We start from the raw sequence: 26,672 nt of genomic DNA on the forward strand, positions 1-26,672 counted from the left end.
GGCGGACTGTTTTTGCCGTTCATGCTGTTTCGCGCCAACCGCATCGTGCTGGGCGAACCGAGGTCTATTCTGTCGGCACTGCCGCCGGTGGAAGCCGGATTTCTGATCGCCATTCTGGTGGTTGGCCTGCTGATCGCGCTGCTGCGGTTCAGCGCCGCCATCAAGCTGGGTGCCAGCCTGATCATGCTGATTGCGCTGTTCGTGCTGCTGGGTCATGCAGCCGATTTCCTGACCCCGACCGGCAACAGCTATGCGCGCATTTCACCCGGTGGCGGGTTCTGGCTGATTGCGTTTGCCTTTGCACTGCTGGCGGCCGACGCGCTGAGCCGGCTGCGGCTGGCGCCATGGGCGCGGATCGGCATTCTGTTGGTGGTCGCTGCGGCTTTTGGCGCGCTGCTGGCCAGCGGGTCGCTCAACAATATTTCGACGCTGAAGGAATATGCCACCCGCGCCGAGGCGTTCTGGCGCGAGGCGCAGACGCATGTGTTGCTGGCGTTTGGTTCGGTCGCGGTGGCGACGATTGTCGGCGTGCCGGTGGGCATTATCTGCTTCCGGGTGCCGCGGCTGCGGGCCGGGGTGCTCAACGTCCTCAATATCGTGCAGACCATTCCCTCGATTGCGCTGTTTGGCCTGCTGATCGCGCCGTTGGCGTGGATCGCGGCCAATGTGCCCGGGGCCAGAGAAATCGGCATTTCCGGTATTGGCGGCGCACCGGCGCTGGTGGCTTTGTTCGCCTATTCGCTGCTGCCGGTGGTGTCCAATACCGTGGTGGGTCTGGCCAGTGTGCCCGACGCGGCCAACGATGCGGCCAAGGGCATGGGCATGACTGGCTGGCAGCGGCTGCTGGCCGTGGAACTGCCGCTGGCATTTCCGGTGATTTTGACCGGCATCCGCATTGTGCTGGTGCAGAATATCGGCCTTGCCACCATTGCCGCGCTGATCGGCGGCGGCGGGTTCGGGGTATTCGTGTTCCAGGGCATCGGCCAGACGGCGATGGACCTGGTGCTGCTGGGGGCGGTGCCGACGGTGGTGTTGGCATTTGCTGCCGCCGTGGTGCTCGATGCCGTGGTCGAGATGGTGAGCAGGGGGAAGCGGGTTTGATGAATTATGGCTCCCACCCCCCCACCCCTGTCCCCTCCCCACAAGGCGGAGGGAGACGCCCCCAGTCGATTTTCATAATCTTGAGCACCGAGCTTGCGGCTCTTGTTCTCCGTCCCCACTCGGGTAGCGCTTGCGCGGTCCCGAGCGCAGGCTCTTGTGGGGAGGGGACAGGCGTGGGGGTTCTTGTTGCATGCATTGGAGATAGCCCATGATCGAGATCGACGGCATCACCAAGACTTATGACCAGACCACGGTGGTCGATAACGTCACCATGACCATCGAGCCGCGCAGCGTCTGCGTCATCGTGGGCACATCGGGGTCGGGCAAGACCACGCTGATGCGCATGATCAACCGGCTGGTGGAGCCGACATCCGGCTCGATCCGCATCGATGGCGAGGATACGCGCAACACCCCGGCTTATGAGCTGCGCCGCAAGATTGGCTACGCCATCCAGGGCCACGGGCTGTTTCCGCACCGCTCGGTGGGGCAGAACATTGCTACGGTGCCCAAGCTGCTCGGCTGGGAGAAGCGCAAGATTGCCGATCGGGTTGACGAGCTGATGCACATGTTCCAGCTCGATCCGGCCCAATTCCGCGATCGGTTGCCCAACGAATTGTCGGGCGGGCAGCAGCAGCGGGTTGGCGTGGCGCGCGCACTGGCGGCAAAGCCCAATATTTTGCTGATGGACGAGCCGTTTGGCGCGCTCGATCCGGTGATCCGCGCCAAGGCGCAGGAGGACCTGCTGGCGGTGCAGCGGCAGTCGGAAACCACCATCGTGCTGGTGACGCATGACATGGAAGAAGCCATCCATCTCGGCAACAAGATCGCCGTGATGGACAAGGGCAAGCTGCTGCAATTCGATACGCCCGCGCAGATCATCGCGCATCCGGCGACCGATTTCGTGGCCGAACTGATCGGCACCGGCGAGCGGCCGTTCCGGCTGCTGTCGCTCGGCAAGGTTGCCGATTTTGTCGAACCGGGCGACGTGGGTGGCGAGCCGATCGAGGCGGGAATGACCCTGCGCGATGCATATGCCGAACTGCTGTGGTCGGGCCGCGACGCGCTGCCGGTGCGCAAGAATGGCGCCATCGTCGGCAAGATCACGCTGGCGGAGCTGGCCCGCCATGCGAGGCCCTCGCAATGAACTTCGGCCTCTATATCAGGCTGGTGGTGTTCGGGCTGCTGATCTTTTTTCTGATCAGCCCGCAAACCTTTGCCCCGCTGTTTGCGCCGCTGGCCAAGGCCGGGCAGCCGGCGATCTACAATCAGGGCAGCCTGCTCGATATCACGCTCAATCATCTGGGCATCGTGCTGATCGCCACGGTGCTGGCGACGATCATCGCGGTGGGGTTGGCCATTCTGGTGACACGGCCGTTCGGGGCCGAATTTTTGCCGCTGTCGCGCTCGCTGGCCAATATCGGCCAGACCTTTCCGCCGGTCGCAGTGCTGGCGCTGGCAGTGCCGATCCTGGGATTTGGCACTGCGCCGACGCTGGTGGCGCTGTTTCTGTATGGTCTGCTGCCGATCTTTGAAAACACGCTTACAGGGCTGACCAACCTGCCGCCCGCAGTGACCGATGCGGCCAAGGGCGTCGGCATGACCGGGATGCAGCGGCTGGTGAAAATCGAGCTGCCGCTGGCGCTGCCGGTGATTCTGGCGGGCATAAGGCTCTCGACGGTTATTTCACTGGCGACCGCGACGATTGGCTCGACCGTTGCTGCGCGCACGTTGGGTGAGGTGATTATTGCCGGGCTGACGGCGAACAATACCGCGTTTGTCTTGCAGGGCGGACTGATCGTCGGCGTGCTGGCGGTGTTGATCTACGACAGCCTTTCGGCGCTGGAGCGGTGGCTGATGGCAAGGACCGGGCAGGCGCGGAGGGCAGAGGCTTGAGTGCCGCATGCCAACCAACACTCGGTCTTCCTTCTCCCCTTGCGGGAGAAGGTGCCCCGCAGGGGCGGATGAGGGGTCTCTTCCTTGACGCCGCGCGTGCGGAGACAACCCCTCACCCTGATTTTCTGCTGAACGCAGAAAATCTGTCCCTCTCCCGCAAGGGGCGAGGGAAGTCCGTGATTGGGAGCACATAAATGTCTGATTTTGATCTCGTCCTCTCTGGCACTGTCGTCCTGCCCGATCTCATCGTTGAACACGGCTATGTCGCCGTGCGCGATGGCAAGGTCGTGCATGTGGGCGAGGGCACGCCCCCGTCCGCCAAGGAGCGGCATGAGCTTGGCAACGCACTGATCCTGCCGGGAGCGATTGATGCGCAGACCCATTCGCTGTCGCAAAGGAACCAGGAGGATTTCATCTGGTCGACCCGTTCGGCGGCGGCGGGCGGGGTGACTACGATTGTCGACATGCCCTATGACGAAGGCAATCTGGTCTGTTCGGCCGAGGCCGTGCGCATCAAGGTGGCCCATGCCAGCCCGCAAGCGCGGGTGGATTTTGCGCTTTATGGGACGGTGAACCCGGAAGAGGGCGCGGCGCGGATATTGGAGCAGGTCGAGGCGGGCGTCGCCGCGTTCAAGTTCTCAACGTTCGGGACCGACCCGATTCGCTTTCCGCGCATTCCGCCGGCTTTGCTGGAAGAATGCTTTGCGGCGATCGCGCCGACCGGGCTGACGGCGGGCGTGCATAATGAGGACGACGAGGCGGTGCGCGCCGCGATGGCCAAGGTGAAAGCCATGGGCATCACCGACTATCGCGCCCATGGCATGAGCCGGCCGCCGCTGACCGAATTGCTGGCCTCGTTGCAGATTTATGAGACCGGTGCGGCAACCGGTTGCCCGGCCCATGTGGTGCATTGCTCGCTGGGGCGCGGTTATGACATTGCCCGCTCGTATCGCGATCAGGGATTTGCCGCGACCATCGAGTGCTGCATCCACTATCTGATCCTCGATGAGGAAAATGACGTGAAGCGGCTGGGTGGCAAGGCCAAGATCAATCCACCGATCCGGCCCCGCGCCGAGGTCGAAAAGCTGTGGGAGCATGTGCGGGCGGGCAATGTGACGCTGGTTTCGACTGACCATGTGAGCTGGTCGGAAAATCGCAAGACCAATCCGGACATGCTCGCCAATGCATCGGGCGTGCCGGGGCTGGAAGTGATGCTGCCGCTGTTTGTCAAAGGCGCGCTGGAGCGCAGTATTCGGCTGACCTGGGCGGCGAAATTGATGGCGGAGAACCCGGCAAAGCACTTCCGGCTGGATAAGCAGAAGGGTGCGCTGACGCCGGGCAAGGACGCCGATATCACCGTGCTGTTCAACCGCCCGAAGGTTTATGACGCGGCGGCGAGCGGCAACAATGTGGTGGGTTGGTCGCCCTATAACGGGATCGAACTGCCATGGACTGTGGGCGCGACCTATCTGCGTGGCGCGCTGGCGTTTGATGGTAGCAATGTTGTCAGCGCGCCGGGCACCGGGCAGTTTGTCCGGCCGTGACCCGCAATCTCACCACCAATGTCGACCGGATCGGCGCCGATATCGATGCGCTGGCGGCGATTACCGAGCCCGGGCGGCCGTGGACGCGGCGGGCGTTTTCGCCGCTGTTTCTGGAGGGCCGCACCTGGTTGACGCAGGCGTTTGCGGCGGCTGGGTTTACGACCCATATCGACGCAGCAGGCAACCTGATCGGCCATCGGGCGGGCAAAAAGCCTGGACTGGGGACGATCATGCTGGGCTCGCATTCGGACACGGTGCCGGATGGCGGGCGGTTCGACGGCATTGCCGGAGTCATCGCGGCGCTCGAAGTTGGACGGGTGCTGCACGAGCAGGGCATTGAGCTCGACCACGATCTGGAGATCGTCGATTTCCTCGCCGAGGAGGTCTCGATCTTTGGCGTTTCATGCATAGGCAGCCGGGGCATTTCCGGCACGCGACCGGCGGAGTGGCTGGGCCGGACCAGCGATGGGCTGTCGCTGGAAAAGGGCATCATGGATGTCGGAGGACAGCCCGATATCGATGCGTTGCGGCATGACATCAAGGCGTTTCTGGAACTGCATATCGAGCAAGGGCCGGTGCTGCAGGACGGGCAACTCGATATCGGCGTGGTGACGGCAATTGCCGGGATCACGCGGATCGAGATTATCGTCGACGGCCGGGCCGATCATGCCGGCACCACGCCCATGGGGTCGCGCAAGGATGCGCTGACCACGGCGGCGTGGATTGCGCTGGGGGTCGAGCAACTGGGCGCGGCGCTGGCGCAGGGGGAGACCCATTTTGCCGCGACGGTGGGTGAATTCGTGATGGAGCCGAACGCTGCCAATGTGGTGCCGAGCCGGGTGCGGATGCTGATCGACGCCCGCGCCGAAGACCGTGCCGATATGGAACGGTTCATCGACGAGCTGGGCAAGGGGATCGAGGGAATATCCCAGAAAACCGGGGTTTCGGTGCAGCCGCTCCGGATCATTTCCGACAATCCACCAACGCCCTGCGACCCCGATGTGCTCGAGGTGCTGGACGATGCCTGCGAGGTCGCCGGCGCGCAGCACCGGCGCATGGCGTCAGGTGCGGGGCACGATACTGCGTGGATGGCGCGGATCACCAAGGCGGCGATGATCTTTGTGCCGTGCCGCGACGGGCGCAGCCATTCCCCTGATGAATATGCAGAAACCGGCGATATCGCGCTGGGCGCCGCCGTATTGCTGGAAGCGGTCAAACGCCTCGACCAGAGTTTGCAGGAGACCGAATAGTGGGCCGGATACTGACTGAAAAAGACGTCGAACCAGCGGTAAAGGGCGGTTCGGTTTATGCTGCCGGCGGCGGCGGTTGGGCCGATCACGGGCGCAAGCTGGGCTATACGGCGGTCAGCGTCGGCAAGCCCGAACTGGTGGACATTTCGGAGCTTTACGCTAACGAATGGGTAGCAACGGCAGCAGCAATTGGTGCGCCGGCGTCAACGACACCGTGGGAGATGCAGGGCGTCGACTACATCAAGGCCGTTAGCCTGTTGCAGGACGCGCTCGGTGAAAAACTGAGCGGATTGATGGTCGGCCAAAACGGCAAGTCGTCGACGCTGAACGGCTGGCTGCCCTCGGCGGTGCTTGGCACCAAGGTGGTCGATGCGGTGGGCGACATTCGCGCCCATCCGACCGGCGACATGGGCAGTATCGGGCTGGCGGCCTCGCCATTGCAGATGATCCAGACGGCGGTAGGCGGCAATCGCAGCGAGCACCGCTATATCGAACTGGTGATCAAGGGCGCGACGGCGAAAGTGTCGCCGGTGTTGCGAACGGCGGCGGACCAATCGGGCGGGTTTATCGCTTCGTGCCGCAATCCGGTGCGGGCGAGCTATGTGCGCCAGCATGCCGCGCTCGGCGGGATTTCATTGGCGCTGGCGCTGGGCGAGGCGATCATTGCCGCCGAGGGACGCGGGGGCACGGCGGTGATCGAAACCATCGCCAAGACCACTGGCGGCACGATTTTGGTTGAGGGCGTAATCACCGAAAAGTCGGTGGTTTATACCAAGGATGCCTTCGATATCGGCACGGTGACGCTGGCGAGCGGCGACGTGCTGCATGTGATGAACGAGTACATGGCGGTGGATAGCCGCGATGGTGTGCGGATTGCGACGTTCCCGGATGTGATCACCACGCTCAGCGTCGATGGCGAGCCGCTGAGCGTCGGGCAATTGCAGGTGGGGATGCAGATTTTCGTGCTGCAGGTGTCCAAGGCGGTGATCCCGCTGAGCTCGAGTGTAAAGGACCCGACGGTTTATCCCTATGTGGAGAAGTCGATGGGGATTGAGCTGGCGCGGTATGCGTTGAGCTGACCGCCTTCCCTCTCCCCTTTAGGGAGAAGGTGCCCGAAGGGCGGATGTGCGCCTCAACGATATTGAAGCATGGGTGAGCGCAGCACCCCTCACCCTGATTTTCTGCTGAACGCAGAAAATCTATCCCTCTCCCTCAAGGGGCGAGGGGAAGAAAGGAAGATCATGCCCACACCCAATCCCCGTCATCCCGATTTCCCTATTCCCGGCGGCACTGAACTGCGCGCCAAGGGTTGGCGGCAGGAGGCGTTGTTGCGGCTCCTGGAGAATGTGCTGGCGGTGGGGGAGAACCCCGAGCAACTGATCGTTTATGCGGCGCTCGGCAAGGCGGCGCGGAATTGGGCGAGCCATGATGCGATCGTTGCGGCGCTCAAGACCATGGATGAGGACCAGACGCTGATCATCCAGTCGGGCAAGCCGATCGGATTGCTGAAGACCCATGACAAGGCGCCGCTGGTGATCATGGCCAATTGCAACATTGTCGGGCAATGGGCCAAGGCGGAGGTGTTCTACGAGCTGGAACGCAAGGGGCTGATCTGCTGGGGCGGGCTGACAGCGGGGGCTTGGCAATATATCGGCAGCCAGGGCGTCATCCAGGGCACCTACGAGATTTTCATGCGCATTGCTGAAAACCGCTTCGGCGGATCGCTGGCCGGGCGGTTTATCCTGACCGCCGGCTTGGGCGGTATGGGCGGGGCGCAGCCGCTGGCCGGACGGATGGCGGGAGCGGCGATTCTTTGCGTCGATATCGATGCAGCGCGGGCGGAAAAGCGCCAGGAGATCGGCTATCTAGAGGCGATTGCGCCGGACCTCGATACGGCGTTGCAAATGATCGATCGGGCGGTCAGCGAAAAACGGGCGACGTCGATCGGGCTGGTCGGCAATGCGGCGGAGATTTATCCCGAGATTTTCCGGCGCGGCATCGTGCCCGATATCGTCACTGACCAGACTTCGGCGCATGACCTGGTCTATGGCTACGTGCCCAAGGGCATGTCGCTAGCCGAGGTGAAGCGGCTGCGCGAGGAAGGGCCGGCGCAGTTGATGGCGGCTAGCCGGGCGTCGATTGTCGATCATGTGCGGGCGATGCTGGCGTTTCAGCAGGCCGGATCGGAAGTGTTCGATAACGGCAACCTGATCCGCACCCATGCCAAGGCGGGCGGGGTCGAGAATGCCTTTGATATCAAGATTTTCACCGAGGCCTATCTGCGGCCGCTGTTTTCGCGGGCCATCGGGCCATTCCGCTGGATGGCGCTGTCGGGCGATCCGGCCGATATCGGCAAGATCGACGACAAGCTGCTGGAGATGTTTCCGGAGAACAAGATCGTCACCAACTGGATTGCGCTGGCGCGGAAATATGTCCCCTTCGAAGGCCTGCCGGCGCGGATCGCCTGGCTCGGGCATGGCGAGCGTACGGCACTGGCGCGGGCGGTGAACGCCATGGTGGCCAGTGGCGAACTGGCGGGACCGGTGGCGTTTTCGCGTGACCACCTCGATGCCGGGGCGATGGCGCATCCCAATATCATGACCGAGCGCATGAAGGACGGGTCGGACGCGATCGCCGATTGGCCGCTGCTCGATGCGATGCTGCTGTGTTCGTCGATGGCCGATCTGGTGGTAGTGCATTCGGGCGGCGGCGGCTATGCCGGGTATATGACCTCGGCAGGGGTGACCGTGGTGGCCGACGGGACGGCGGCGGCGGATGAGCGGCTGGAACGGGCGCTGACCAATGATACGGCGCTGGGCGTGATGCGCTATGCCGATGCGGGGTATGAGGAGAGCCTGGACGAGATCGAGAAGAAGGGGATTGGGTATTTGGGGGTGGTTTAGATGCGGGCCAGCTTAAGGGCCAAGGCTATCTTGGTCTGCGACGACAAGATTGCAAAGAAGGGACAAGGCGTTGGCCTGTCTTTCTACGCATTCTTTGCAAACAGGAACGATGATCCGGATCTGCTGATGGAGGCTGCGGAGTGGTGGATCAAAACCCACGCACTGGATCACTTCGAAAAAGCAGCAAAAATACGTGACATGATCAAATCTGGCCTGTGACGCGCGGGCGAGGTCTCACCTTCTCCCCTTGGGGGAGAGCGGAGGTTCCGAGCACGACCCAGCCTCGGGGTTTTCCTTCTCCCCTTGCGGGAGAAGGTGCCCGAAGGGCGGAGGAGGGGTTTTTTCTTAATCCTGCTTTTGCGGCAGCAACCCCTCACCCTGCAATTCTGCTGGACGCAGAATTGCAGTCCTTGTTCGGTTCAAACCACTCCACTGGAGCGGTTTGTGGCTGCGCCAACACCTCCAAGTCCCTCAAGGGGCGAGGGGAGGCTCCACTCTTTTGGATCGATTGTGCGAGTCCTAACGCATCCCCAACCGCAAAGATCGTCGGTGCCGACAGCGGGAAATCCAGCACGGCGCTTACCGCTTCATCGACCGTGCCGCGCCAGATCTGTTCGTCCTGGCGCCCGATATTGCCGGCGATGATGGCGGGGGTGGTGCCCGACATGCCTTGGGCTTTGAGCGATGCGACGATACCGGGCAGGGTGCGGCGGCTCATGTAGTAGACCGAAGTTGTGGCGGCATCGGCCAGCGCCTGCCAGTTCAGGGTGGTCGGCAATTCGCCCTTTCGGGAATGGCCAGTGACGAAACGGACGGACTGGGCATGGTCGCGGTGGGTAAGCGAGACGCCGAGGCGGCTGGCCAGCGCCAAGGCAGCGGTGACACCGGGGACCACTGTGACGGCGATGCCGTTGGCCTGCAGCATCTCGATTTCTTCGCCGGCACGACCGAAGATCATCGGATCCCCGGATTTGAGGCGCACGACGTGTTTGCCCTGGCGGGCCAGCGACAGCATCATGGCGTTGATGTCATCCTGCTTGCAGCTTTCGCGGGCGGCGCGTTTGCCCACCAGCATGCGCCTGGCTTCGCGGCGGGCCAGTTCGAGCACTTCGGGCGACACCAGATCATCGAACAGGATCACATCGGCCGACTGCAGGGCGCGAATGGCCTTGACGGTGAGCAGTTCGGCATCGCCGGGGCCGGCGCCGACCAGCGTGACGCGGCCTGGCTGGGCCTTGCTGGCAGCGCGGATCATGGTTTCGACGGTGTCGTCCGCCGCTGGGGCGGTGTCGCCGAAGGCGCGGTCGGCGAGGTTTTCCCAGAACGCGCGGCGTTGCGGGCCGGCGTTGAGCTTTTCCATCACCGTGTCGCGCAGATCGCGGGCGAGGCCCGCCCACAGGGCCAGAGTTTGCGGCAGCAGGGTTTCAATGCGGCGGCGCACGGCCTGGCCCAGGATCGGGGCGGCGCCATTGGTGGAAATACCAACCACGACCGGCGAGCGGTTGACGATGGTGCCGAACTGGAACTGGCAGAATGCGGGCTTGTCGATGACGTTATAGGGGACGCCGGCAGCCTTGGCGGCGGCACAGAAGGCGAGGGCTTCGGCTTCGTCCTCGATATCGGCGATGGCGAGGGCGGCGCCAGTCAGGTCTTCAGCAGTCCAGTGGCGGTCAATCAGGGTCAGGGAGCGGCGGGGCGATTGCACGATCAGGTCGAGCATGTCCTGGCTGCATTCGGCTCTTGGGCAGATCACGTCGACGATGGCGCCCGCGGCGGCGAGGAGTTCGGCCTTCCAGCGGGCGGGTTCGGAGCCGCCGGCGACGACGGCGCGCTGGCCGGTGAGGGTGAAAAACACCGGCAGGCAGGCCAACGCTGCCATGCGGTCGGGCTGGGTGCTACTCGGCTGCGGCGAGACGATGTGCATCGATGATCCCCCTGATTTCTGCGCGGCAGGAGCCGCAATTGGTGCCCGCCTTGGTGCAGGCGCCGACCGCTTCGACGGTCGAGCAGCCCTGCCGCGTGATGGCGTCGATGATGGTATTGACGCCCACCGACATGCACGAGCAGACGATAGCGCCGCCATCGGGCGTATCGGCGCCGGGGCGTCCGGCGAGCAGCGTGCCGCCATAAACCTGCGGCGCCGAAAGCAGGCCGACGGCCCATTGACGCGACACCAGCACCGGGTCGGGCGACAGATAGAGCGCGAACACCACCTGGCCGTTCTCGATCAACGCAAAGTTGCGGCGGCCGGAGCTGGCATCGCGCACCGACATCAGGTTGGCGTTGACCGGAACGGCGAAGCAGGAATGGACCCAGGCGTCCCAATCTGCCGGTTCGACCATGAAGCCCAACTCGCCGCGCCAGCCGCCGATGGCTTCGGCGATGGCCCAGTAATCGACACCAGTAAGGTCCGGTTTGGCGCGAGCGACGAAAAAACCGTGCATGCGGGTATGGGCCGGCTCGATATTGACCAGCGCCATCTTCAGCGCCGGTTGGCCCGAGAGCGGATCAGCCTTGGCGGTGACCAGGGTGTCGACGCGGGCATTGGAGGCGAACTGATCGGTCCAGTGCATCGGCACGAAGACGTGGCCGCGCTGCTGCCGGTCGGTGAGCAGGGCCCGAACCACTGCGGTTCCGTGGCGGTTTTCGATGCGCACCAGCGAGGTGCGGCGGATCGACAGCATTGCTGCGTCATTGGGATGGATTTCAACGAACGGCTCGGCCATGTGGGCGGATAGGCGCGCGGCTTTGCCAGTGCGGGTCATGGTGTGCCAGTGATCGCGCACGCGGCCGGTATTGAGAATGAACTGGCCAGGAGCAGGGCGGAACGGTGGCGGCGGGGCGACGGCGACGAAGCGCGCCTTGCGGTCAGGGGTGAAGAAGCCGCCGTTTTCGAACATGCGCCCGGTACCCTCGGGGCGCACCGGCCATTGCACAGGTTCGAGCGTGTCGTAATCCGCGCCGATCAGGCCCGAGAGATCGAAATCGCGGGCGCCGTCATTTTCAAAGGCTGAGAGGGCGGCGTGTTCAGCAAAGATTTCGCCGGGATTGGTGAAGCTGAAGGCTTCGGAGAAGCCCATGCGTCTGGCAACCTCGGAGACGATCCACCAATCCGGTCTGGCCTCGCCGGGTGTTTGGGCGAACGAGCGCTGGCGGGAAATGCGGCGTTCTGAATTGGTCACCGTGCCGTCCTTTTCGCCCCAGCCAGCGGCGGGGAGACGGACATGGGCTTCGGCCATGGTGTCGGTGTTGGCGTTCATGTCGGAAACGACGACGAAGGGGCAGGCGCGCAGCGCGGCGCGGACCATGTCGGCTTCGGGCATCGAATCGACCGGGTTGGTGGCCATGATCCACACCGCCTTGATCCGGCCATCGGCAATGGCGGGGAACAGGTCGACGGCCTTGAGGCCGGGTCTGGTGGCGACGGTAGCGCTGTTCCAGAAGCGGCCGACGCGCTCGATGGCGTCGGGGGTGAAATCCATGTGGGCGGCAAGGATATTGGCGAGGCCACCGACTTCGCGGCCGCCCATGGCGTTGGGCTGGCCGGTGACCGAGAACGGCCCCATGCCCGGCAGGCCGATGCGGCCCGTCGCCAGGTGGCAATTGATGATGGCGTTGACCTTGTCCGTGCCAGATGCTGACTGATTGACGCCTTGGGAATAGACGGTGACGGTTTTGCGCGTGTCTGAAAACCAGCCGTAGAAGGTTTCGATATCGGCAATGGTCAGCCCGGTGGCCTGGGCAACGCGGGCCGTTGACCAATCGAGTGCCGAGGCAACGGTCGTGTCAAAGCCGCTGGTATGGGCGACGATGTAGCTTTCATCGATCGCCCCGCGGCGGCAGAGATCAGCCAAGAGGCCAACAAACAGCGCGCTATCGCCATCGGAGGCGACGGGCAGGTGCAGGTCGGCAATATCGGCGGTCATGGTGCGGCGCGGATCGATCAGCACCACGCGCATCTCCGGGCGCTCGGCCTTGACCTTGGCGATGCGCTGATAGAGCACCGGATGGCACCAGGCCAGGTTCGATCCGACCAGCACCAGCAGGTCGGCCTGCTCGAGGTCTTCGTAATTGCCCGGCACGGTATCCGAGCCAAAGGCGCGCTTGTGGCCGGCCACGGACGAGGCCATGCAGAGGCGCGAATTGGTGTCGATATTGCCCGAGCCGATGAAGCCCTTCATCAGCTTGTTGGCGACGTAATAATCCTCGGTCAGCAACTGGCCGGAGCCGTAGATCGCCACCGAGTCCGGACCATGCTCGGCAATGGTACGGGAGAACACGCCGGCGACCAGATCGAGGGCCTCATCCCAGCTGGAGCGTTCGCCATCGACTGCGGGATAGAGCAGGCGACCATCGAGCGACAGGGTTTCGCCAAGGGCAGAACCCTTCGAGCAGAGGCGGCCGAAATTGGCCGGATGATCGGGATCCCCGGCAATGGCAACGCTGCCGTCGGGCTGGGGCGTCGCCAGCACGCCGCACCCGACCCCACAATAGGGGCAGGTGGTGCGGGTGGCTGTGCCGGCGGGCGCGAAGGTCATGTGCGGCGGTCCTATTCGGCTGCGGCGATGCCATGGCCAAGACGCTGGGCGCGCTTGGAGCGGATCCGGTCAAGCGTTGCTTCATCGGGATTGGCGCCGCCCTCATAGGCTTCGAGGAAATCGAGCAGTTCCTCGCGGTAGGCGTAGTAATCCTTGTGGGCGAGCAGACCCTTGCGCGAACGGGGCCGGGGTAGATCGACCTCCATGACATTGCCGATGCGGGCATTGGGACCGTTCGACATCATCACCACGCGGTCGGCGAGCAGGATGGCTTCGTCAACGTCATGGGTGACGCAGATGGCGGTGACCTGGGTCTTGGCCCAGACATCCATCAGCACGTCCTGCAACTCCCAGCGGGTGATGCTGTCGAGCATGCCGAAGGGTTCATCGAGCAGCAGCAGTTTGGGCGACAGCGCAAAGGCGCGGGCAATGCCGACACGCTGGCGCATGCCATTGCTCATTTCGGCGGCCAGCCGGTGCATCGAGTCACCCAGGCCAACACGGGCCAGGTAATATTCGACCACGTCCCGCCGTTCGGCCGGGCTGGCATTGGGATAGACCCGGTCCACGCCCAGAGCGACGTTTTCGCGGGCCGTGAGCCAGGGCATCAGCGAGGGCGCCTGAAACACCACGGCGCGTTCGGGGCCGGCCCCGACGACGTGCTGATTGTCGAGCACGATGCCGCCTTCGGAGATCGGGTTGAGCCCCGCAACCATCGACAGCACCGTGGATTTGCCGCAGCCGGAATGACCGATCAGGGTGACGAACTCGCCCTTTTTCATCTTGAAATCGAAGCGGTCGACCACGGTCAGCGGGCCCTTGGCAGTGGGATAAACCTTGGAGACCTGCGAAAAGTCGACATAGCGCTCGCTGCTGGACGTGCCGGCTGCTTTTGCATAGGCCGAAGGCAGCTTGTTGGACTTGCCGCGATTGATCGGCACCACCTTGGGCAGTTCGATATCGCGCTGCTGGCCGGAGTGGCGAGAGGCGCCGATATCCATCAGATATTCGGTGATCTCGCGGCGCAGGGCGATGTAGCGATCATTGCCATTCAACTCGGAGCGATCCCGCGGGCGGGCGATATCGACCTTGAACGAGGGGCCAAGCGTGGCGCCAGGGCCGGGGGTGAGCGGAATGACGCGGTCTGCCAAAAGGATGGCCTCGTCCACATCATTGGTAATCAGGATGATGGTCTTTTTCTCGGCTTGCGAGATGATGGCGAACTCATCCTGCAGCTTGGCGCGGGTGAGGGCATCGAGCGCCGACAGCGGCTCATCGAGCAGCAGCACTTCGGGCTGCATAGCGAGGGCGCGGGCCACCGCAACACGTTGGCGCATGCCGCCTGACAGCTCTTCGGGACGGCGTTCGGCTGCGTGAGCCAGCCCGACCATTTCGATATAGCGCTGGCGGATGGCCAGGCGCTCGGCCTTGGGCTTGCCCTTGTGGACGGCATCGATGGCCAGATCGATATTGCCGGCCACGGTGAGCCAGGGCATCAGCGAATAGGACTGGAACACCACGCCGCGCTCATGGCCGGGACCATCGATTTCGCGGCCCTTGTAGATGACGCCGCCCTGATCGGGTTCGATCAGCCCGGAGATCAGCGAGATCAACGTGGTCTTGCCGGCACCGGAGAAGCCGAGGATGGCGACGAACTCGCCGGTCTCGACACTGAGGTTGATGTCCTTGAGCACTTCAACGCGCTTGGCGCCTTCGCCGTAGAACTTGGAAATGCCCGAGAGTTCAAGAATGGGTGCCATGACAGGCTCCTAGCGCTTGCCGGAGTAGGTGAAGGCGGCCTGCAACGCGAACATGACGCGATCCAGCATGAAGCCGATGATGCCGATGGTGAGCACCGCGACCATGATGCGGGCCAGCGAATCCGAGGAGCCGTTCTGGAATTCATCCCAGACGAATTTGCCCAGGCCCGGATTCTGCGCCAGCATTTCAGCGGCGATCAGCACCATCCAGCCCACACCCAGCGACAGGCGCAGACCGGTAAAGATAAGCGGCAGGGCCGAGGGCAGCACCAGCTTGGCAATGGTGGTGGCGGTGGAGAGTTGCAGCACCTTGCCGACATTGATCAGGTCCTTGTCGATCGAGGCGACGCCAAGCGCGGTATTGATCAGCGTCGGCCACAGCGAACACAGCGTCACGGTGACAGCGGAAATCACCAGCGCCTTGGGAAAGGCGCCGCTGGAGTCGACGTAAACCGCCGAGACGATCATGGTGACGATGGGCAGCCAGGCCAGGGGCGACACCGGCTTGAACAATTGCACCAGCGGATTGAGCGCGCCGTTAAACCCGCGGCTCAGCCCCGACGCGATGCCCAGTGGTACGGCGACGATGGTGGCAATGATAAAGCCCAGCCCGACGGTCTTGAGCGAGGTGAGGATCTGCTCAATGAAGGTCGGCTTGCCGGTGAAGCCGCGCTGCTTGACCTCATCGGTCTTGCCGGCGGCGACCAAAGCGGCGTTGCGCTCATCCTGCTTGGCGTAAAATTCGGCTTCCTTGGCGCGCTCGGCAACATGATCCTGCCACAGCGAGCCCGCCTGGTCCCAAACCTGTGCCGGGCCGGGAATGGCGCCCAGCGAGGTCTGCACCTGCGGCGCCAGGGCGCCCCAGGCCAGCAGGAACACCGCAATGCCCATCAGCGGGAACAGCAGCACGTCACGCAGTTCGCCCAGCTGCTCGCGCGGATTGTCGCCCGCCGCGATCTTGAGCAGTGGTGTCAGCCAGCCGAGCCCCAGGGCGTTCAGCCAGGTCGAGGCGCGATTGATGGCTGTAAACAGCCTCTGGCGCCGGTGACCGGCTGCACGGTCTTTGCTTGGGAGGTCGGTGGCGATGCTCATGATGTCTGTCCTAATTCAAGGGTAAGAACGGTGGCCGCCAGGGTGAACGGCCACCGTTTCGTCATCGCCTATTGGGCTGGGACGACGTCCGTGCCGACAACCTTCTCGCCGGTCTTGAGGCCGATTTTCAGGCTGTCGATGTAGGCATTCGGGGTGTGGCCGTCATAGCTGACGCCATCGATGAAATCGGCGGTGGCAGCCTTGTAGCCATCAGTGTCCCAGGGGATGTCGGCCTTGTCGATCAGGCCTTCGTCGAGCAGGGCTTTTGCGGCCTTCAGGTAGATGTCCGGGCGATAGACCGATTTGGCGATATCGGCGTACCAGCTATCGGGCTTGTCGTCGGCGATCTGGCCCCAGCGGCGCATCTGGGTCAGATACCAGATGGCGTCCGAATAGTAGGGGTAGGTGGCAAAGTATCGGTAGAACACGTTGAAGTCCGGCACCGGGCGCTTGTCACCGGCTTCATATTCGAACGTGCCGGTCATCGAATTGGCGATCACCTTGGCATCGGCACCGACATAGTCGGGCTTGGCCAGGATATTGACCGCTTCTGGACGGTTGGCGTTGTCGTTCTCGTCCAGCCACTTGGCGGCGCGGATCAGCGCCTTGGTGATGGCGATGGTGGTATTGGGGTTCTTTTCGGCAAACTCGGCGGTGATGCCAAACACCTTTTCCGGATTGTTCTTCCAGATTTCATTGTCGGTGACGACCGGCACGCCGATTTTTTTGGCGACGGCGGCCTGGTTCCACGGCTCGCCCACGGCATAGCCATCGATGGTGCCGGCTTCAAGCGTGGCTGGCATCTGCGGTGGCGGGGTTACGGAAAGGTAGGCTTCGGCTTCGATCTGGCCGGAGGCGTCCTCGGGCGAATAGAAGCCCGGATTGATGCCGCCAGCGGCCAGCCAGTAGCGCAGTTCGTAATTGTGGGTGGAGACCGGGAACACCATGCCCATGTTGAAGGGCTTGCCCTGGTCCTTGTAGGCATCAAGCACGGGCTTCAGCGCCGAAGCCTCGATTGGATGGGCCGGCTTGCCATCGGCATCGACCTTGAGGCCCGGCTTCATCACGTCCCACACGGCATTGGAGACGGTGATGGCGTTGCCGTTCAGATCCATCGAGAACGGGGTTATGATGTGGGCGGAGGTGCCGTAGCCGATGGTGGCGGCGAGGGGCTGACCGGCCAGCATGTGGGCGCCATCGAGTTCGCCAGTGATCACGCCGTCGAGCAGCACCTTCCAGTTGGCCTGCGGCACCAGCTTGACGAACAGGCCTTCGTCCTCGAAATAGCCTTGCTCATAGGCCACGGCCAAGGGCGCCATATCGGTCAGCTTGATGAAGCCGAAGGTCAGCTCATCTTTTTCCAGCGCCAGCTTTTCAGCATGGGCCGACGACACCAGCGCCGTTGCGGCCACCAAGCCAAGCGCCAGCGACTTCAGTATTGCACGTCGTCTATATGCGTTCGGGGACTTGCCCTCATAGCCTGCAGACATCGAATTCTCCTTTGCACCGAATATTCGGGTGTCGTGAGAGCCCTCCAAAACGAAAAAAGCCGCCAACTGGCTGACTCCAAGCAAACGCTCGAAATCGTGACAGTTGGCAGCTTTGCCTAGAGGGCGCCCTACAGTGGACACCAGTTGCAATGAGCGTCTTGGGAGGAGCTCACTTCGCCAACATCAATGCAGGAAGCGTGCCAAACTGATTATTTCAGTTAAAGTTGTTGATTTTCAGTGATTTAGGAAAATTCTGAAAATTGGCCACGAAAACCGCCGCAGTTTGCAACGGCTCAAAAATATGGCACGTGCCATATTTTTATGCAGAAGCCAGCGCTGCTTAATATTGAATCAAGTGGGTTGGCGCTGGCTGGTAATATAGGTTTCAAGCTGGGCCGGATCGAAATCGCGGCCGTCGAAAAAGCCTTCTTCGCCCATCGCCAGCGGACCGCCAAGCGTGTCGACGATGCGGGCCGGCCGGCCCTGTTCGAGTCGGAAGTTTTCAGAGGGGATCGGCAGCGCCAATGGGGCGAGGGCAGTGCGATAGAGATCGGGCCGGAAGCTCTCGGCGGCCAGCTTGGCCTGCTCCGGCGAATAAGCCACTTCGCGCCAGCGCACCATCTGCGAGTAGAACCACACCGCGTGACTCTGCCAGGGGAAGTTGGCGGCGTAGGCATAGGGAACGTAATAGTCCGGGATATTGCGGAACTGGCCGGCGCCGATATCGAGCCGACCATCAAGCGCGCGCTGCACCAGTTCGGCGGGGTGACCGAGATAGGCGGGGGCGGCCATGATGGCGGCGATCTCGGAATGATTGGCGCTGTCGCCACACCAGACAGCGGCAAAATGCATGGCACGGATCAGTGCCGAGACCGTGTCGGCGTTTTCCGCCGCCCATTTGGCCCGCATGCCCAGCACCTTGTCCGGACTGGAGCGCCAGATCGAGGCTTTGACGGTGGCGATATGGGCGTGCTTGGTGGCGACGCCGACACTGTTCCATGGCTCGCCGACGCAATAGCCATCGATGCCGCCCGAACCCAGCGCATCCGGCAGCAGCGGTGGCGGCAGCACGACGATTTCCACGTCGCGGTCCGGCACGATGCCGCTGGCGGCCATCCAGTAGCGCAGCTCGTAATTGTGCGCCGAGGTCTGGTGTACGACACCAAAGCGCAGCTTGCGTTTGGAGGTTTTGACTACCTTGGCCAGCGCCTGTCCGGTTTGCAGGGCATCGAGATCGTTCGGCGCGCCGGCAGCGGCCATGGCGTCCCAGAGGTCGGCGCTGACGGTGACCGAGTTATTGCCCAGCCCCAGCACCATCGGCGTGATCATATCGACGCTAAGCGGATTAAGGCCAAGCGTGGCGGCCAATGGCATCGGTGCCAGCATCTGGGCGACATCGAAATGGCCGATGGCGGCGCGGTCACGGATATTGGCCCACGACGTTTCGCGCACCAGATGCAAATCGAGCCCCTGGGCTTCGGCAAAACCCTTTTCGCGCGCCAGCACCAGCAGCACGCTATCGAGCAGCGGCAGGAACCCGGCGGTGATATGGGTAAGGGTGGTCATGGCAATATCCTATGGCCCCAGCAAATCGGCGGCCGTAATCAGGCTTTGGGCAATATCGACCATGCGGCGGTTCTGGTTCATCGCCGTGGTGCGCAGCAGGCTATAGGCATCGGCTTCCGAGAGGCCACGCGTGCGGATCAGGATGGCCTTGGCCTGGTCGATCAGCTTCCGATCTTCCAACTCGCTGCGAGCCTGCTCCAACTCGCGCCGTAGCCGGGAAAACGCATTGAAGCGCGAAATCGCCATATCCATGATCGGCTTGACGCGCTCCTTCTTGAGCCCGTCCACGATATAGGCGGAGACGCCCGCCTCCACGGCCTTTTCGATCATCGCCGCATCGGAGCGATCAACGAACATGGCGATCGGCCGCTGGATGGCGCGCGATAACGAGAAAAAATGCTCCAGCATGTCGCGCTTGGGATTTTCCAGATCGATGACGACAACGTCCGGCATCGTCTCCTTGATGGTGCGGCCGACCTCGTTGACGTCGTGAATCACGGCGACGCGCGTATGCCCAGCCTCGCGCAGCCCATCTTCAATGATGGTGGCGCGAATGCGGTTTTCGTCGATGATCAATATGGACAGGTCACGGCTGGGCATCGCGCGCAGTTATGCCGTTGCCCAGAAAAACCACAAGAGCGTGCAATGCACATTTAGGATGCAAAATTGTGCCCCTTGTCACTTTCGACATTCTGACCTATTTTGAAAATTCAGGTCAGACAAGGATTGCGCGATGACAAGGTGGCAAGTTCAGCAGGCAAAGAGCCATTTCAGCGAATTGATGGACAAAGCGGTCACTGAAGGCCCCCAGACCATCACCAAGCATGGGGCCGAGGTGGTAGTGATGATGTCCACGGAAGAATATCGTCGACTGACGGGCGAGAAAAAGAGCTTTATCGAACACTTGCTATCTGGACCAAAATTTGACGATTTCGAACTGCCTCCACGCCAGGTCGATCCGCCACGTGACCTGAACTTGTTTGACGAAGATGAGGCGGGTCCCAGCGAGAACGCGGCTTGAGCTATATCCTGGATACCAACGTGGTTTCCGAGACGCGGAAGCGGCGTGCCTCGCCTGCGCTTCTGGCATTTCTGGCCTCCGTCAATGACGACGATACCTTCATAAGCGTCATGACGTTGGGAGAGTTGCGTCGCGGCGTCGTTCTCAAGCAGGTCGCAAACCCAGCCTTGGCAGCCGAATTTGCGGAATGGCTCCACGATATCGAGCACGACTTTGGGGGTAGGGTGATGGAGGTAACGGCACCAATTGCGCACTGCTGGGGCGAACTAAGTTCGGATCGAACGCGACCGGTCATCGATACGTTAATCGCGGCGACTGCGATGGTTCACAATCTCACTGTCGTCACCCGCAATGAGCGGGACTACCGCGATCTCGGCGTTCGCCTGCTCAACCCCTGGACCACCTAAACCTCGTTCCGCCAACTGAACTGGGGCGAATAGCCCAGCATGCGCTTGGCTTTTTCGATCGACAGGAGCGTGCTGTTATTGCCGATATTGCCCTTCTGCGGCACGGTGGGGAACACTTCGGCCAGCAGCGATGAGTTGGAGCGGCTCATCACCGAATCGGCGTTGGCGATGATGAACGCTTCAAAACCCTTGAAGTCCGCCTGGATCGAGCGGCGGACGGCCTGGGCGCCGTCGCGGGCATCAATATAGCCCCAGAGGTTCCATTTGCGGGCCTTGGCATCGGCGTCAAACCCCGGAAAAGCCTTGTAGTCCTCTGGATACATGACGTTGGAAAACCGCAGGCCGACAATGCGCAGCGACGGGTCCCAGCGACAGAACTGCGCGGCCATGGTTTCGTCGAGCAGCTTGCCCAGCGAATAGGCGGTTTCGGGACGCGGATAGTATTCCTCATCCACCGGGGCATAGGGCGGCGGGGTGGTGAAGGGCAGGCCAAGCACAGTTTCGCTGGACGCAAACACCACGTTCTTGATACCGGCGAGGCGGCACGCCTCGAACACGTTGTAGGTCGAGGGCACGTTATTGGCGAAAATCTTGTGGTTGGACGCCAGGCCCGGCGCGGGAATCGCGGCCAAATGCACCACGGCGTCGAACGGGCCGCCATGTTCATCGATGCCACCGCTGATGGCGCCATAGACCTGGCCGAAATCCGACAGGTCGACTTTGACCGTCGGGCAGATTTTTTCGTGCGGCACGGTCTGGTCGATATTGAGCACGTCATAGCCATGCGCCACCAGATCACGCAGCACGGCACGGCCGAGCTTGCCGCTGCCACCAGTCACTAGAATCTTGGCCATCGCCGTCTCCCTTTTTGCTTAGGTTCGCATTTCGGAGTGGGGCTGCCAACCGCACAAATTGTTCAGTGCCGCCAACATGAACGGATTCTGAACGCTGGCCTCAGACGCCGTTCAAAGCCGCGTGAGTAAGGTCATCAGCATCGAAACCAACATCTTGCTGCTGAGGGCCGCCAAATGAACCGCAACCATGAAAAACTGCTCGTCGCCACGCTGTGTGGCCTGATCATCGTCGGCACCGCCGCCTTTGCCGTGCAGCCCGCCATGGCTGCTGGCTACGATGTCGATACGCTCGGCAAGGTCTATAATGTGCAGGATTGGGACCATCTCAATGTGCGCAAATGGCCGGCGGCACGCTCGCAGAAAATCGGTTCGTTCTCGTCGGACGCCCATTTCTGGATCGAACGCTGCATCGAAGTCCCCAAGAGCGCCGATTGGTGCCTGGTAGACGGCGGCGGCACCCGCGGCTGGGTCAATTCCAAGTTTCTGGCGACCGTCAGCGGCACCGATATTTAACATCGCTCTCCGGTCTTGCTTTCCTCCAACGTGCCTGCCTCTTCCCATGCTCTGTTGACTTTTCCGGTCTGGTGCTGTTCGCAAGACAGCCTGGACCGGAGTTTTTTGACATGGATGCCAACCCCATTCTGGCTGAAGTCGTGCGTGGCAACTGGGTGGAGAACCGCTATCGCGGCGCCTATGCGGTGGTCGATGCCGATGGCCAGATCATCGCCTCGGGCGGCGATATCGAGCGGGCGATCTTTCCGCGTTCGGCGATCAAATCCATGCAGGCGCTGCCGATCTTTGCGCGCCATGCCGAGGACAGGTTCCACCATTCCGAAGCAGAACTGGCACTGGCCTGCGCCTCGCACCATGGCGAAGCCGACCACGTGAATACCGCGTCGGGCCTGTTGAGCCGGATCGGACTGAGCGCCCAGGATCTGGAGTGCGGCGCGCACCAGCCAACCAATGCGGCGGCGCGTGACGCCCTGCGCGATGCCGGGCTGGAGCCCAGCGCATTGCACAACAATTGCTCGGGCAAGCATTCGGGCATGTTGTCGGTGGCGCTGGCGATGGGCGTGCCGACGGCAGGCTATGTCGGGCGCGAGCATCCGGTACAGAAAAGTGTTCGCGCTGCCGTCGAGGCGATGATCGGCGAGCCGCTGACCGAAGGCAAATGCGGCACCGATGGCTGTTCGATTCCCACCTTCGCCGCGCCGTTGCGGGCGTTTGCCTATGGCTTTGCGCGGATGTCCACCGGCAAGGGCATCGCGCCCGAATACGCCACGGCAGCGCAGCGGCTGTTCGATGCGGCGACCAGCCATCCGCATCTTGTCGCCGGAACCGGCCATGCCGATACGCTGATCATGCAGGCGTTCAAGGGGCGGGTGATGCAGAAGGTCGGCGCCGAGGGCGTCGAATGCGGCGCCATCCGCGACAAGGGCTGGGGCTATGCCATCAAATGTGACGACGGCAGTATCCCCGCTTCGCAGGCCATGCTGGCGGGCGTCCTGCTGGCCTATGCAGACCCGGATGCGGAACAGCGCGCGGTGCTCGAGCAATATGCCCACCAAACCATCCGCAGCGTGCGTGGCGCCGATATTGGGGTGTTGCGGGTCACCGACGCAATAAAAGCCTGAGCAGCGGCGTTTAGTCTCCTGTAATCGTGGGCGATAGGCGCTAGCATTGGGCAGCCGGCCAGATTGGCAGGTACGGCAATATTTGCGTGAGCGTGTTGATCATGGCCGTAGCAGCACTACAGACGCCGTATAGCTACCGCGGCGATCCGGCGGTTGCCACGTTTGCCGATGACAAGCCGATCATTGTGTTTGATGGCCATTGCTCGTTTTGTTCGAACTGGGTGCAGTTTGCGTTGCGCCACGACAGATCAGGTCAATATCGGTTCCTGCCAGCGCAGTCGGAACTCGGCGCGGCGCTGTATCGGCACTACGGGCTGCATCCGACAAATTATGAAACCAATGTTTTGTTGACGGACGGCTTGGCGCTGTTCGAGTCCGAAGGCACGATCCGGATGATTGCCGGGCTGGGATGGCCGTGGTCGCTGATCAATGCCGCGCGGTTGTTGCCGCGGCCTTGGCGGGATTGGGGTTACCGGTTGCTGGCGCGCAATCGGTTTCGCTGGTTCGGGCGAACGGACGCTTGTTTTGTGCCCGGTCCGGCGTTCAAAGACCGGTTCATCGCATGAGCGGCGTCGCAAAACTGACCGTGCTGATCGTTGGCGGCTATGGCACTTTTGGTGGCCGTCTGGCGCTGCTCCTGGCTGAACAGGCCCAACTCAGATTGATTATTGCTGGTCGGTCCATTGAAAGGGCGGCGGCGTTTATAGCGACACTACCGGCGGGCGCCGACAAACAGCCGCTGGCTTTTGACCGCGACGGCGCGGAGATCGCGGCCCTGATCCGCGCCCAGGCCGTCGATATTGTGGTGGACGCGACCGGCCCGTTTCAGGGTTACGGCACTGATCCTTACCGGCTGGTGCGGGCGTCGCTGGAGGCGGGCGCGCACTATCTCGATCTGGCGGACAGTTCCGAATTTGTCGGCGGTATTGTTGAGTTCGACCAGGAAGCCAAAAGACTGGATCGCTTTGTGCTGTCGGGCGTCAGCAGCTTTCCGGTGTTGACGGCGGCCGTTCTGGATGAACTGTCCAAGGGCCTGAGCAGCGTCGAGCATTTGCGGGGCGGCATTGCGCCTTCGCCCTATGCCGGGATCGGTCCCAATGTGATCGAGGCCATCCTGTCCTATTCCGGGCAGGCGGTGGGCGTGGTGCGCGAGGGCAAGGTGACCACGGCGTTCGGGATGACCGAGACGATGCGGTTTACCATCGCGCCGCCCGGCCGGATGCCACTGCGCAGTATCCGGTTTTCACTGGTCGATGTGCCCGACCTGCTATTGCTGCCGCAGGCCTATACCGGCCTGCAATCGGTATGGATGGGCGCGGGCACACGGCCCGAATTTCTGCACCGGTTGCTCAACGGCCTTGGCTGGCTGGTGCGGCTGAAACTGCTGCCAACGCTGACCTGGCTGCGCGCTGTGGTGTTCGAGGTGCAGAAATATGTGCGCTGGGGCGAACATCGTGGCGGCATGTTTGTCGAGGTGACGGGCAGTGGGCCAGATGGCCCGGTGCGCCGCTCGTGGCACTTGCTGGCCGAGGGCTCCGATGGGCCCTTGATCCCGTCGATGGCGGTGCAATCCATCGTGCTCAAAATGCTGGACGGCATGCAGCCCGAGAGCGGCGCGCGGCCGGCAGTGGGAGCGCTGACGCTAGCCGATTACGACCGGGTGTTTGCCGGGCGCATGCTCTATTGGGGTCTGCGTGATGACAGTCTGATCGAGGGGCCGCTCTATCAGCGATGCCTCGGCGCAGCGTGGGTCGACCTGCCCCCGGCAGTCCGCGATCTGCATGACCATCAAGGCTCCTGGCACGTCGGCGGTGTCGCGCAGATCGAGACAGGCTCGGGCCTGCTTTCTGGGTTGGCGCGCAGGTTTTTCGGCTTTCCGGCAGCCGGCAGTGATGTTCCGGTGACGGTTGAATTTATCGAGCGTCATGGCGTGGAAACCTGGACGCGCCGGTTTGGCGATGCCAGGTTCAGCAGCGTGCAACTGATGGGGCGCGGGCTGGACGAGCGCCTGATCGTCGAGAAATTCGGGCCGGTGCGGGTGAGCCTTGCCGTGGTCGCGACGGCTGAACGGCTAACACTGGTGACGCGGCGATGGACGGTGTTCGGCATTCCGCTGCCGCTATGGCTTGGGCCACGCGCCGACGCCTACGAGTTCGAACAGTATGAGCAGTTCCATTTTCATGTCGAGCTGAGCCATCCGCTGGCCGGATTGATCGTGCGCTATACCGGTTGGTTGAAGAGCCCCGACTAACTATTCCCTGACACCGTGACGTGCGGATATTTTCCGGCGTCGGCGGCGAGGTCGGTGGACACCACCTTGGTCCATTCCAGCCCGACCAGATCGGCTTTGCGGCTGGCGACGAGGTTGTTGGCGACCTGGACCGGGCCGCAACCCTGCACGACGCTGACGCCGATGCCGTAATCAGCGTTGGTGACGACATTGCTTGAGATCAGCACATTGCGCAGATAACTGCCATAGCCGGCGCCAATGGCAAGGCCGGGGACATTGTCGACGGTGTTGCCGGTGACGGCGGTATCGGCTTCGGCATAGATGCCCACCGGGATGGTGTCGGGATTGGTCTGCGAGCCCGGGGTGATGTTCCGCACCAGATTGCCCGAGCAGACGGCCAGATGCCCGTCCTGATCCAGATTAGTGATGGAGATGCCGGACGCGGCGGTATCGACGATGTTGTTGGCGATCATCGAGCCGGAGAAGGCGAATTCGGAAAAGATCGCGCATTCGCCCGAATTCATGCAGATATTGCCCGAGACTTGGCTGTTGCGCGTGGTGTTGAGGCGAATGGCCGAGAAGGCGCATTTGCTGATGTGGTTATTGGCGATGATCACGCCATCGGCGCGGAAGATATTGATACCATTGCCGTTTTCACCGCTGCCGCCAGCGCGCCAGTCGACCGTGGCGATGTGGTTGGCGGTGACGATGCTGCCATCTGGCCCCGGGGCGTCGCGCCAGATGCGGATGCCGGCATTGCCGCAGACGGCGATGCGATTGCCGGTGATGGTGAGGCCGCGGCTGTTGTTGGAATGAATGGCGGCATCGTCGTGATCGCCAAACACGCAATTGGTAATGGTGACTGCCGAATCATAGATCGTGAGGCCAGTCGAGCCGGCAGTGAACTGGCAGCGCTCGAAGCTGACGCCATCGCTGCCATTGACCTCCATGATGGCGCCGCCCAGCGTGCCGCCGGAACTGCCACCGAAGATGATATTGTTGAACGAAGCGCTGTTAGCCGCGGAAATCACCCCGGCGCGGCCGCCTGCTGCGGTGGTCAGGGCCGAGCCGGCGCCTGAGCCCTGCAAGGCGATGATGGCGGGAAAGGTCAGGTCTGAGACCTGGATTTCGCCCGCCGGCAACAGCAGGGTTTCTCCTGAAATACCGGCCTGATCCAGCGCCTGTTGCATGGCGCCGGTCTGGTCGGTGCCGGAATTGGCGGTGACGCCGAACTCGCTGGCCTCCAACGTGCTTTGCGCGCGCACGCCCTGCGTCAGGGCGAGGGCGGCGGCACCAGTGGCGAGAACCGTGCGGCGATTGGGGCGGGACAGTGTGCTCATGGCCAAGTTATGCCGCTCGCCAGCGTTTTGCGCCAGAATTCCCCAGCCG

23 protein-coding genes are annotated in these 26,672 nt (G+C 62.6%); 14 read left to right on the forward strand and 9 right to left on the reverse strand.

What is annotated here, in order from left to right; translation table 11 throughout:
- Positions 1 to 6: 6 nt before the first annotated feature.
- The 8 genes from ABIT12_RS05595 to ABIT12_RS05630 all read left to right on the forward strand — a co-directional run bounded on the left by ABIT12_RS05595 (position 7) and on the right by ABIT12_RS05630 (position 8,910).
- The gene (locus ABIT12_RS05595) at positions 7 to 1,101 is read left to right on the forward strand and encodes an ABC transporter permease (RefSeq protein WP_348042111.1); all 1,095 of its coding nucleotides are present in this window, start codon (positions 7 to 9) and stop codon (positions 1,099 to 1,101) included.
- Positions 1,102 to 1,309: 208 nt separating this feature from the next.
- Positions 1,310 to 2,245 carry an ABC transporter ATP-binding protein gene (locus tag ABIT12_RS05600; protein ID WP_348042028.1) on the forward strand — a complete coding sequence of 312 codons (936 nt, stop codon included), beginning with the start codon at positions 1,310 to 1,312 and terminating at the stop codon, positions 2,243 to 2,245.
- Complete coding sequence (locus ABIT12_RS05605; RefSeq protein WP_348042029.1) at positions 2,242 to 2,994, forward strand: ABC transporter permease; 753 nt, start codon at positions 2,242 to 2,244, stop codon at positions 2,992 to 2,994. Before ABIT12_RS05600 ends, ABIT12_RS05605 begins: the two co-directional genes overlap by 4 nt.
- 194 nt (positions 2,995 to 3,188) lie before the next feature.
- The gene (locus ABIT12_RS05610) at positions 3,189 to 4,538 is read left to right on the forward strand and encodes an amidohydrolase family protein (protein WP_348042030.1); all 1,350 of its coding nucleotides are present in this window, start codon (positions 3,189 to 3,191) and stop codon (positions 4,536 to 4,538) included.
- Positions 4,535 to 5,788 (forward strand): Zn-dependent hydrolase, encoded by a 1,254-nt coding sequence (locus tag ABIT12_RS05615; RefSeq protein ID WP_348042031.1) that lies wholly within the window; start codon positions 4,535 to 4,537, stop codon positions 5,786 to 5,788. The genes ABIT12_RS05610 and ABIT12_RS05615 overlap by 4 nt, the downstream gene beginning before the upstream one ends.
- Positions 5,788 to 6,867 (forward strand): DUF917 family protein, encoded by a 1,080-nt coding sequence (locus ABIT12_RS05620; protein WP_348042032.1) that lies wholly within the window; start codon positions 5,788 to 5,790, stop codon positions 6,865 to 6,867. Before ABIT12_RS05615 ends, ABIT12_RS05620 begins: the two co-directional genes overlap by 1 nt.
- Positions 6,868 to 7,029: 162 nt before the next feature.
- Entirely contained in the window at positions 7,030 to 8,691 is a 1,662-nt protein-coding gene (locus ABIT12_RS05625) for a urocanate hydratase (protein ID WP_348042033.1), read from the forward strand.
- Positions 8,692 to 8,910 (forward strand): DUF6500 family protein, encoded by a 219-nt coding sequence (locus ABIT12_RS05630; protein ID WP_348042034.1) that lies wholly within the window; start codon positions 8,692 to 8,694, stop codon positions 8,908 to 8,910.
- Positions 8,911 to 9,064: 154 nt separating this feature from the next.
- Here the strand turns inward: ABIT12_RS05630 and cysG are convergent, their stop codons facing one another.
- From cysG to ABIT12_RS05665, 7 genes are all read right to left on the reverse strand, one after another.
- Complete coding sequence (cysG, locus tag ABIT12_RS05635; protein ID WP_348042035.1) at positions 9,065 to 10,615, reverse strand: siroheme synthase CysG; 1,551 nt, start codon at positions 10,613 to 10,615, stop codon at positions 9,065 to 9,067.
- Complete coding sequence (locus ABIT12_RS05640) at positions 10,587 to 13,229, reverse strand: molybdopterin-dependent oxidoreductase (RefSeq protein ID WP_348042036.1); 2,643 nt, start codon at positions 13,227 to 13,229, stop codon at positions 10,587 to 10,589. The genes cysG and ABIT12_RS05640 overlap by 29 nt, the downstream gene beginning before the upstream one ends.
- Positions 13,230 to 13,240: 11 nt before the next feature.
- Positions 13,241 to 14,989: an ABC transporter ATP-binding protein gene (locus ABIT12_RS05645; protein ID WP_348042037.1), complete on the reverse strand. Its 1,749-nt coding sequence runs from the start codon at positions 14,987 to 14,989 to the stop codon at positions 13,241 to 13,243.
- A gap of 9 nt (positions 14,990 to 14,998) precedes the next feature.
- Positions 14,999 to 16,081 carry an ABC transporter permease gene (locus ABIT12_RS05650; RefSeq protein ID WP_348042038.1) on the reverse strand — a complete coding sequence of 361 codons (1,083 nt, stop codon included), beginning with the start codon at positions 16,079 to 16,081 and terminating at the stop codon, positions 14,999 to 15,001.
- Between the two features lie 68 nt (positions 16,082 to 16,149).
- Positions 16,150 to 17,496, reverse strand: coding sequence for a CmpA/NrtA family ABC transporter substrate-binding protein (locus ABIT12_RS05655; RefSeq protein WP_407065593.1), 1,347 nt, complete (start codon positions 17,494 to 17,496; stop codon positions 16,150 to 16,152).
- 426 nt (positions 17,497 to 17,922) lie between these two features.
- Positions 17,923 to 19,137 carry a CmpA/NrtA family ABC transporter substrate-binding protein gene (locus ABIT12_RS05660; protein ID WP_348042040.1) on the reverse strand — a complete coding sequence of 405 codons (1,215 nt, stop codon included), beginning with the start codon at positions 19,135 to 19,137 and terminating at the stop codon, positions 17,923 to 17,925.
- Positions 19,138 to 19,146: 9 nt separating this feature from the next.
- Positions 19,147 to 19,737, reverse strand: coding sequence for an ANTAR domain-containing protein (locus ABIT12_RS05665; RefSeq protein ID WP_348042041.1), 591 nt, complete (start codon positions 19,735 to 19,737; stop codon positions 19,147 to 19,149).
- A gap of 133 nt (positions 19,738 to 19,870) precedes the next feature.
- Between ABIT12_RS05665 and ABIT12_RS05670 the strand changes: the two genes are divergently transcribed.
- Together ABIT12_RS05670 and ABIT12_RS05675 are read left to right on the forward strand one after the other, a co-directional pair.
- Positions 19,871 to 20,158 carry a type II toxin-antitoxin system Phd/YefM family antitoxin gene (locus tag ABIT12_RS05670; RefSeq protein WP_348042042.1) on the forward strand — a complete coding sequence of 96 codons (288 nt, stop codon included), beginning with the start codon at positions 19,871 to 19,873 and terminating at the stop codon, positions 20,156 to 20,158.
- Entirely contained in the window at positions 20,155 to 20,565 is a 411-nt protein-coding gene (locus ABIT12_RS05675) for a type II toxin-antitoxin system VapC family toxin (protein WP_348042043.1), read from the forward strand. The genes ABIT12_RS05670 and ABIT12_RS05675 overlap by 4 nt, the downstream gene beginning before the upstream one ends.
- Here ABIT12_RS05675 and ABIT12_RS05680 read toward each other — a convergent pair.
- Positions 20,562 to 21,419 carry an NAD(P)-dependent oxidoreductase gene (locus ABIT12_RS05680; protein ID WP_348042044.1) on the reverse strand — a complete coding sequence of 286 codons (858 nt, stop codon included), beginning with the start codon at positions 21,417 to 21,419 and terminating at the stop codon, positions 20,562 to 20,564. The genes ABIT12_RS05675 and ABIT12_RS05680 overlap by 4 nt on opposite strands.
- A 174-nt stretch (positions 21,420 to 21,593) precedes the next feature.
- Between ABIT12_RS05680 and ABIT12_RS05685 the strand changes: the two genes are divergently transcribed.
- From ABIT12_RS05685 to ABIT12_RS05700, 4 genes are all read left to right on the forward strand, one after another.
- Positions 21,594 to 21,932, forward strand: a complete 339-nt coding sequence (locus ABIT12_RS05685) for a hypothetical protein (protein ID WP_348042045.1) — start codon at positions 21,594 to 21,596, stop codon at positions 21,930 to 21,932.
- A gap of 110 nt (positions 21,933 to 22,042) precedes the next feature.
- Positions 22,043 to 23,053: an asparaginase gene (locus tag ABIT12_RS05690; protein ID WP_348042046.1), complete on the forward strand. Its 1,011-nt coding sequence runs from the start codon at positions 22,043 to 22,045 to the stop codon at positions 23,051 to 23,053.
- Between the two features lie 101 nt (positions 23,054 to 23,154).
- The gene (locus ABIT12_RS05695) at positions 23,155 to 23,619 is read left to right on the forward strand and encodes a thiol-disulfide oxidoreductase DCC family protein (RefSeq protein ID WP_348042112.1); all 465 of its coding nucleotides are present in this window, start codon (positions 23,155 to 23,157) and stop codon (positions 23,617 to 23,619) included.
- Positions 23,616 to 25,304 (forward strand): DUF4166 domain-containing protein, encoded by a 1,689-nt coding sequence (locus tag ABIT12_RS05700; protein WP_348042047.1) that lies wholly within the window; start codon positions 23,616 to 23,618, stop codon positions 25,302 to 25,304. The genes ABIT12_RS05695 and ABIT12_RS05700 overlap by 4 nt, the downstream gene beginning before the upstream one ends.
- On the opposite strand, the gene ABIT12_RS05705 is transcribed toward ABIT12_RS05700, so the two are convergent.
- Entirely contained in the window at positions 25,301 to 26,623 is a 1,323-nt protein-coding gene (locus tag ABIT12_RS05705) for a TIGR03808 family TAT-translocated repetitive protein (protein WP_348042048.1), read from the reverse strand. The genes ABIT12_RS05700 and ABIT12_RS05705 overlap by 4 nt on opposite strands.
- Between the last annotated feature and the right edge of the window lie 49 nt (positions 26,624 to 26,672).

The organism is Devosia sp., from assembly GCF_039927955.1.
Taxonomy (GTDB): Bacteria; Pseudomonadota; Alphaproteobacteria; order Rhizobiales; family Devosiaceae; genus Devosia.

Bases quoted from the DNA above. Each gene is read 5' to 3' on its own strand.
- ABIT12_RS05600 (WP_348042028.1), top strand. From the start codon at position 1,310: ATGATCGAGATCGACGGCATCACCAAGACTTATGACCAGACCACGGTG.
- ABIT12_RS05605 (WP_348042029.1), top strand. From the start codon at position 2,242: ATGAACTTCGGCCTCTATATCAGGCTGGTGGTGTTCGGGCTGCTGATC.
- ABIT12_RS05610 (WP_348042030.1), top strand. From the start codon at position 3,189: ATGTCTGATTTTGATCTCGTCCTCTCTGGCACTGTCGTCCTGCCCGAT.
- ABIT12_RS05625 (WP_348042033.1), top strand. From the start codon at position 7,030: ATGCCCACACCCAATCCCCGTCATCCCGATTTCCCTATTCCCGGCGGC.
- ABIT12_RS05630 (WP_348042034.1), top strand. From the start codon at position 8,692: ATGCGGGCCAGCTTAAGGGCCAAGGCTATCTTGGTCTGCGACGACAAG.
- cysG (WP_348042035.1), bottom strand. From the start codon at position 10,615: ATGCACATCGTCTCGCCGCAGCCGAGTAGCACCCAGCCCGACCGCATG.
- ABIT12_RS05640 (WP_348042036.1), bottom strand. From the start codon at position 13,229: ATGACCTTCGCGCCCGCCGGCACAGCCACCCGCACCACCTGCCCCTAT.
- ABIT12_RS05645 (WP_348042037.1), bottom strand. From the start codon at position 14,989: ATGGCACCCATTCTTGAACTCTCGGGCATTTCCAAGTTCTACGGCGAA.
- ABIT12_RS05650 (WP_348042038.1), bottom strand. From the start codon at position 16,081: ATGAGCATCGCCACCGACCTCCCAAGCAAAGACCGTGCAGCCGGTCAC.
- ABIT12_RS05660 (WP_348042040.1), bottom strand. From the start codon at position 19,137: ATGACCACCCTTACCCATATCACCGCCGGGTTCCTGCCGCTGCTCGAT.
- ABIT12_RS05665 (WP_348042041.1), bottom strand. From the start codon at position 19,737: ATGCCCAGCCGTGACCTGTCCATATTGATCATCGACGAAAACCGCATT.
- ABIT12_RS05670 (WP_348042042.1), top strand. From the start codon at position 19,871: ATGACAAGGTGGCAAGTTCAGCAGGCAAAGAGCCATTTCAGCGAATTG.
- ABIT12_RS05680 (WP_348042044.1), bottom strand. From the start codon at position 21,419: ATGGCCAAGATTCTAGTGACTGGTGGCAGCGGCAAGCTCGGCCGTGCC.
- ABIT12_RS05685 (WP_348042045.1), top strand. From the start codon at position 21,594: ATGAACCGCAACCATGAAAAACTGCTCGTCGCCACGCTGTGTGGCCTG.
- ABIT12_RS05690 (WP_348042046.1), top strand. From the start codon at position 22,043: ATGGATGCCAACCCCATTCTGGCTGAAGTCGTGCGTGGCAACTGGGTG.
- ABIT12_RS05695 (WP_348042112.1), top strand. From the start codon at position 23,155: ATGGCCGTAGCAGCACTACAGACGCCGTATAGCTACCGCGGCGATCCG.
- ABIT12_RS05700 (WP_348042047.1), top strand. From the start codon at position 23,616: ATGAGCGGCGTCGCAAAACTGACCGTGCTGATCGTTGGCGGCTATGGC.
- ABIT12_RS05705 (WP_348042048.1), bottom strand. From the start codon at position 26,623: ATGAGCACACTGTCCCGCCCCAATCGCCGCACGGTTCTCGCCACTGGT.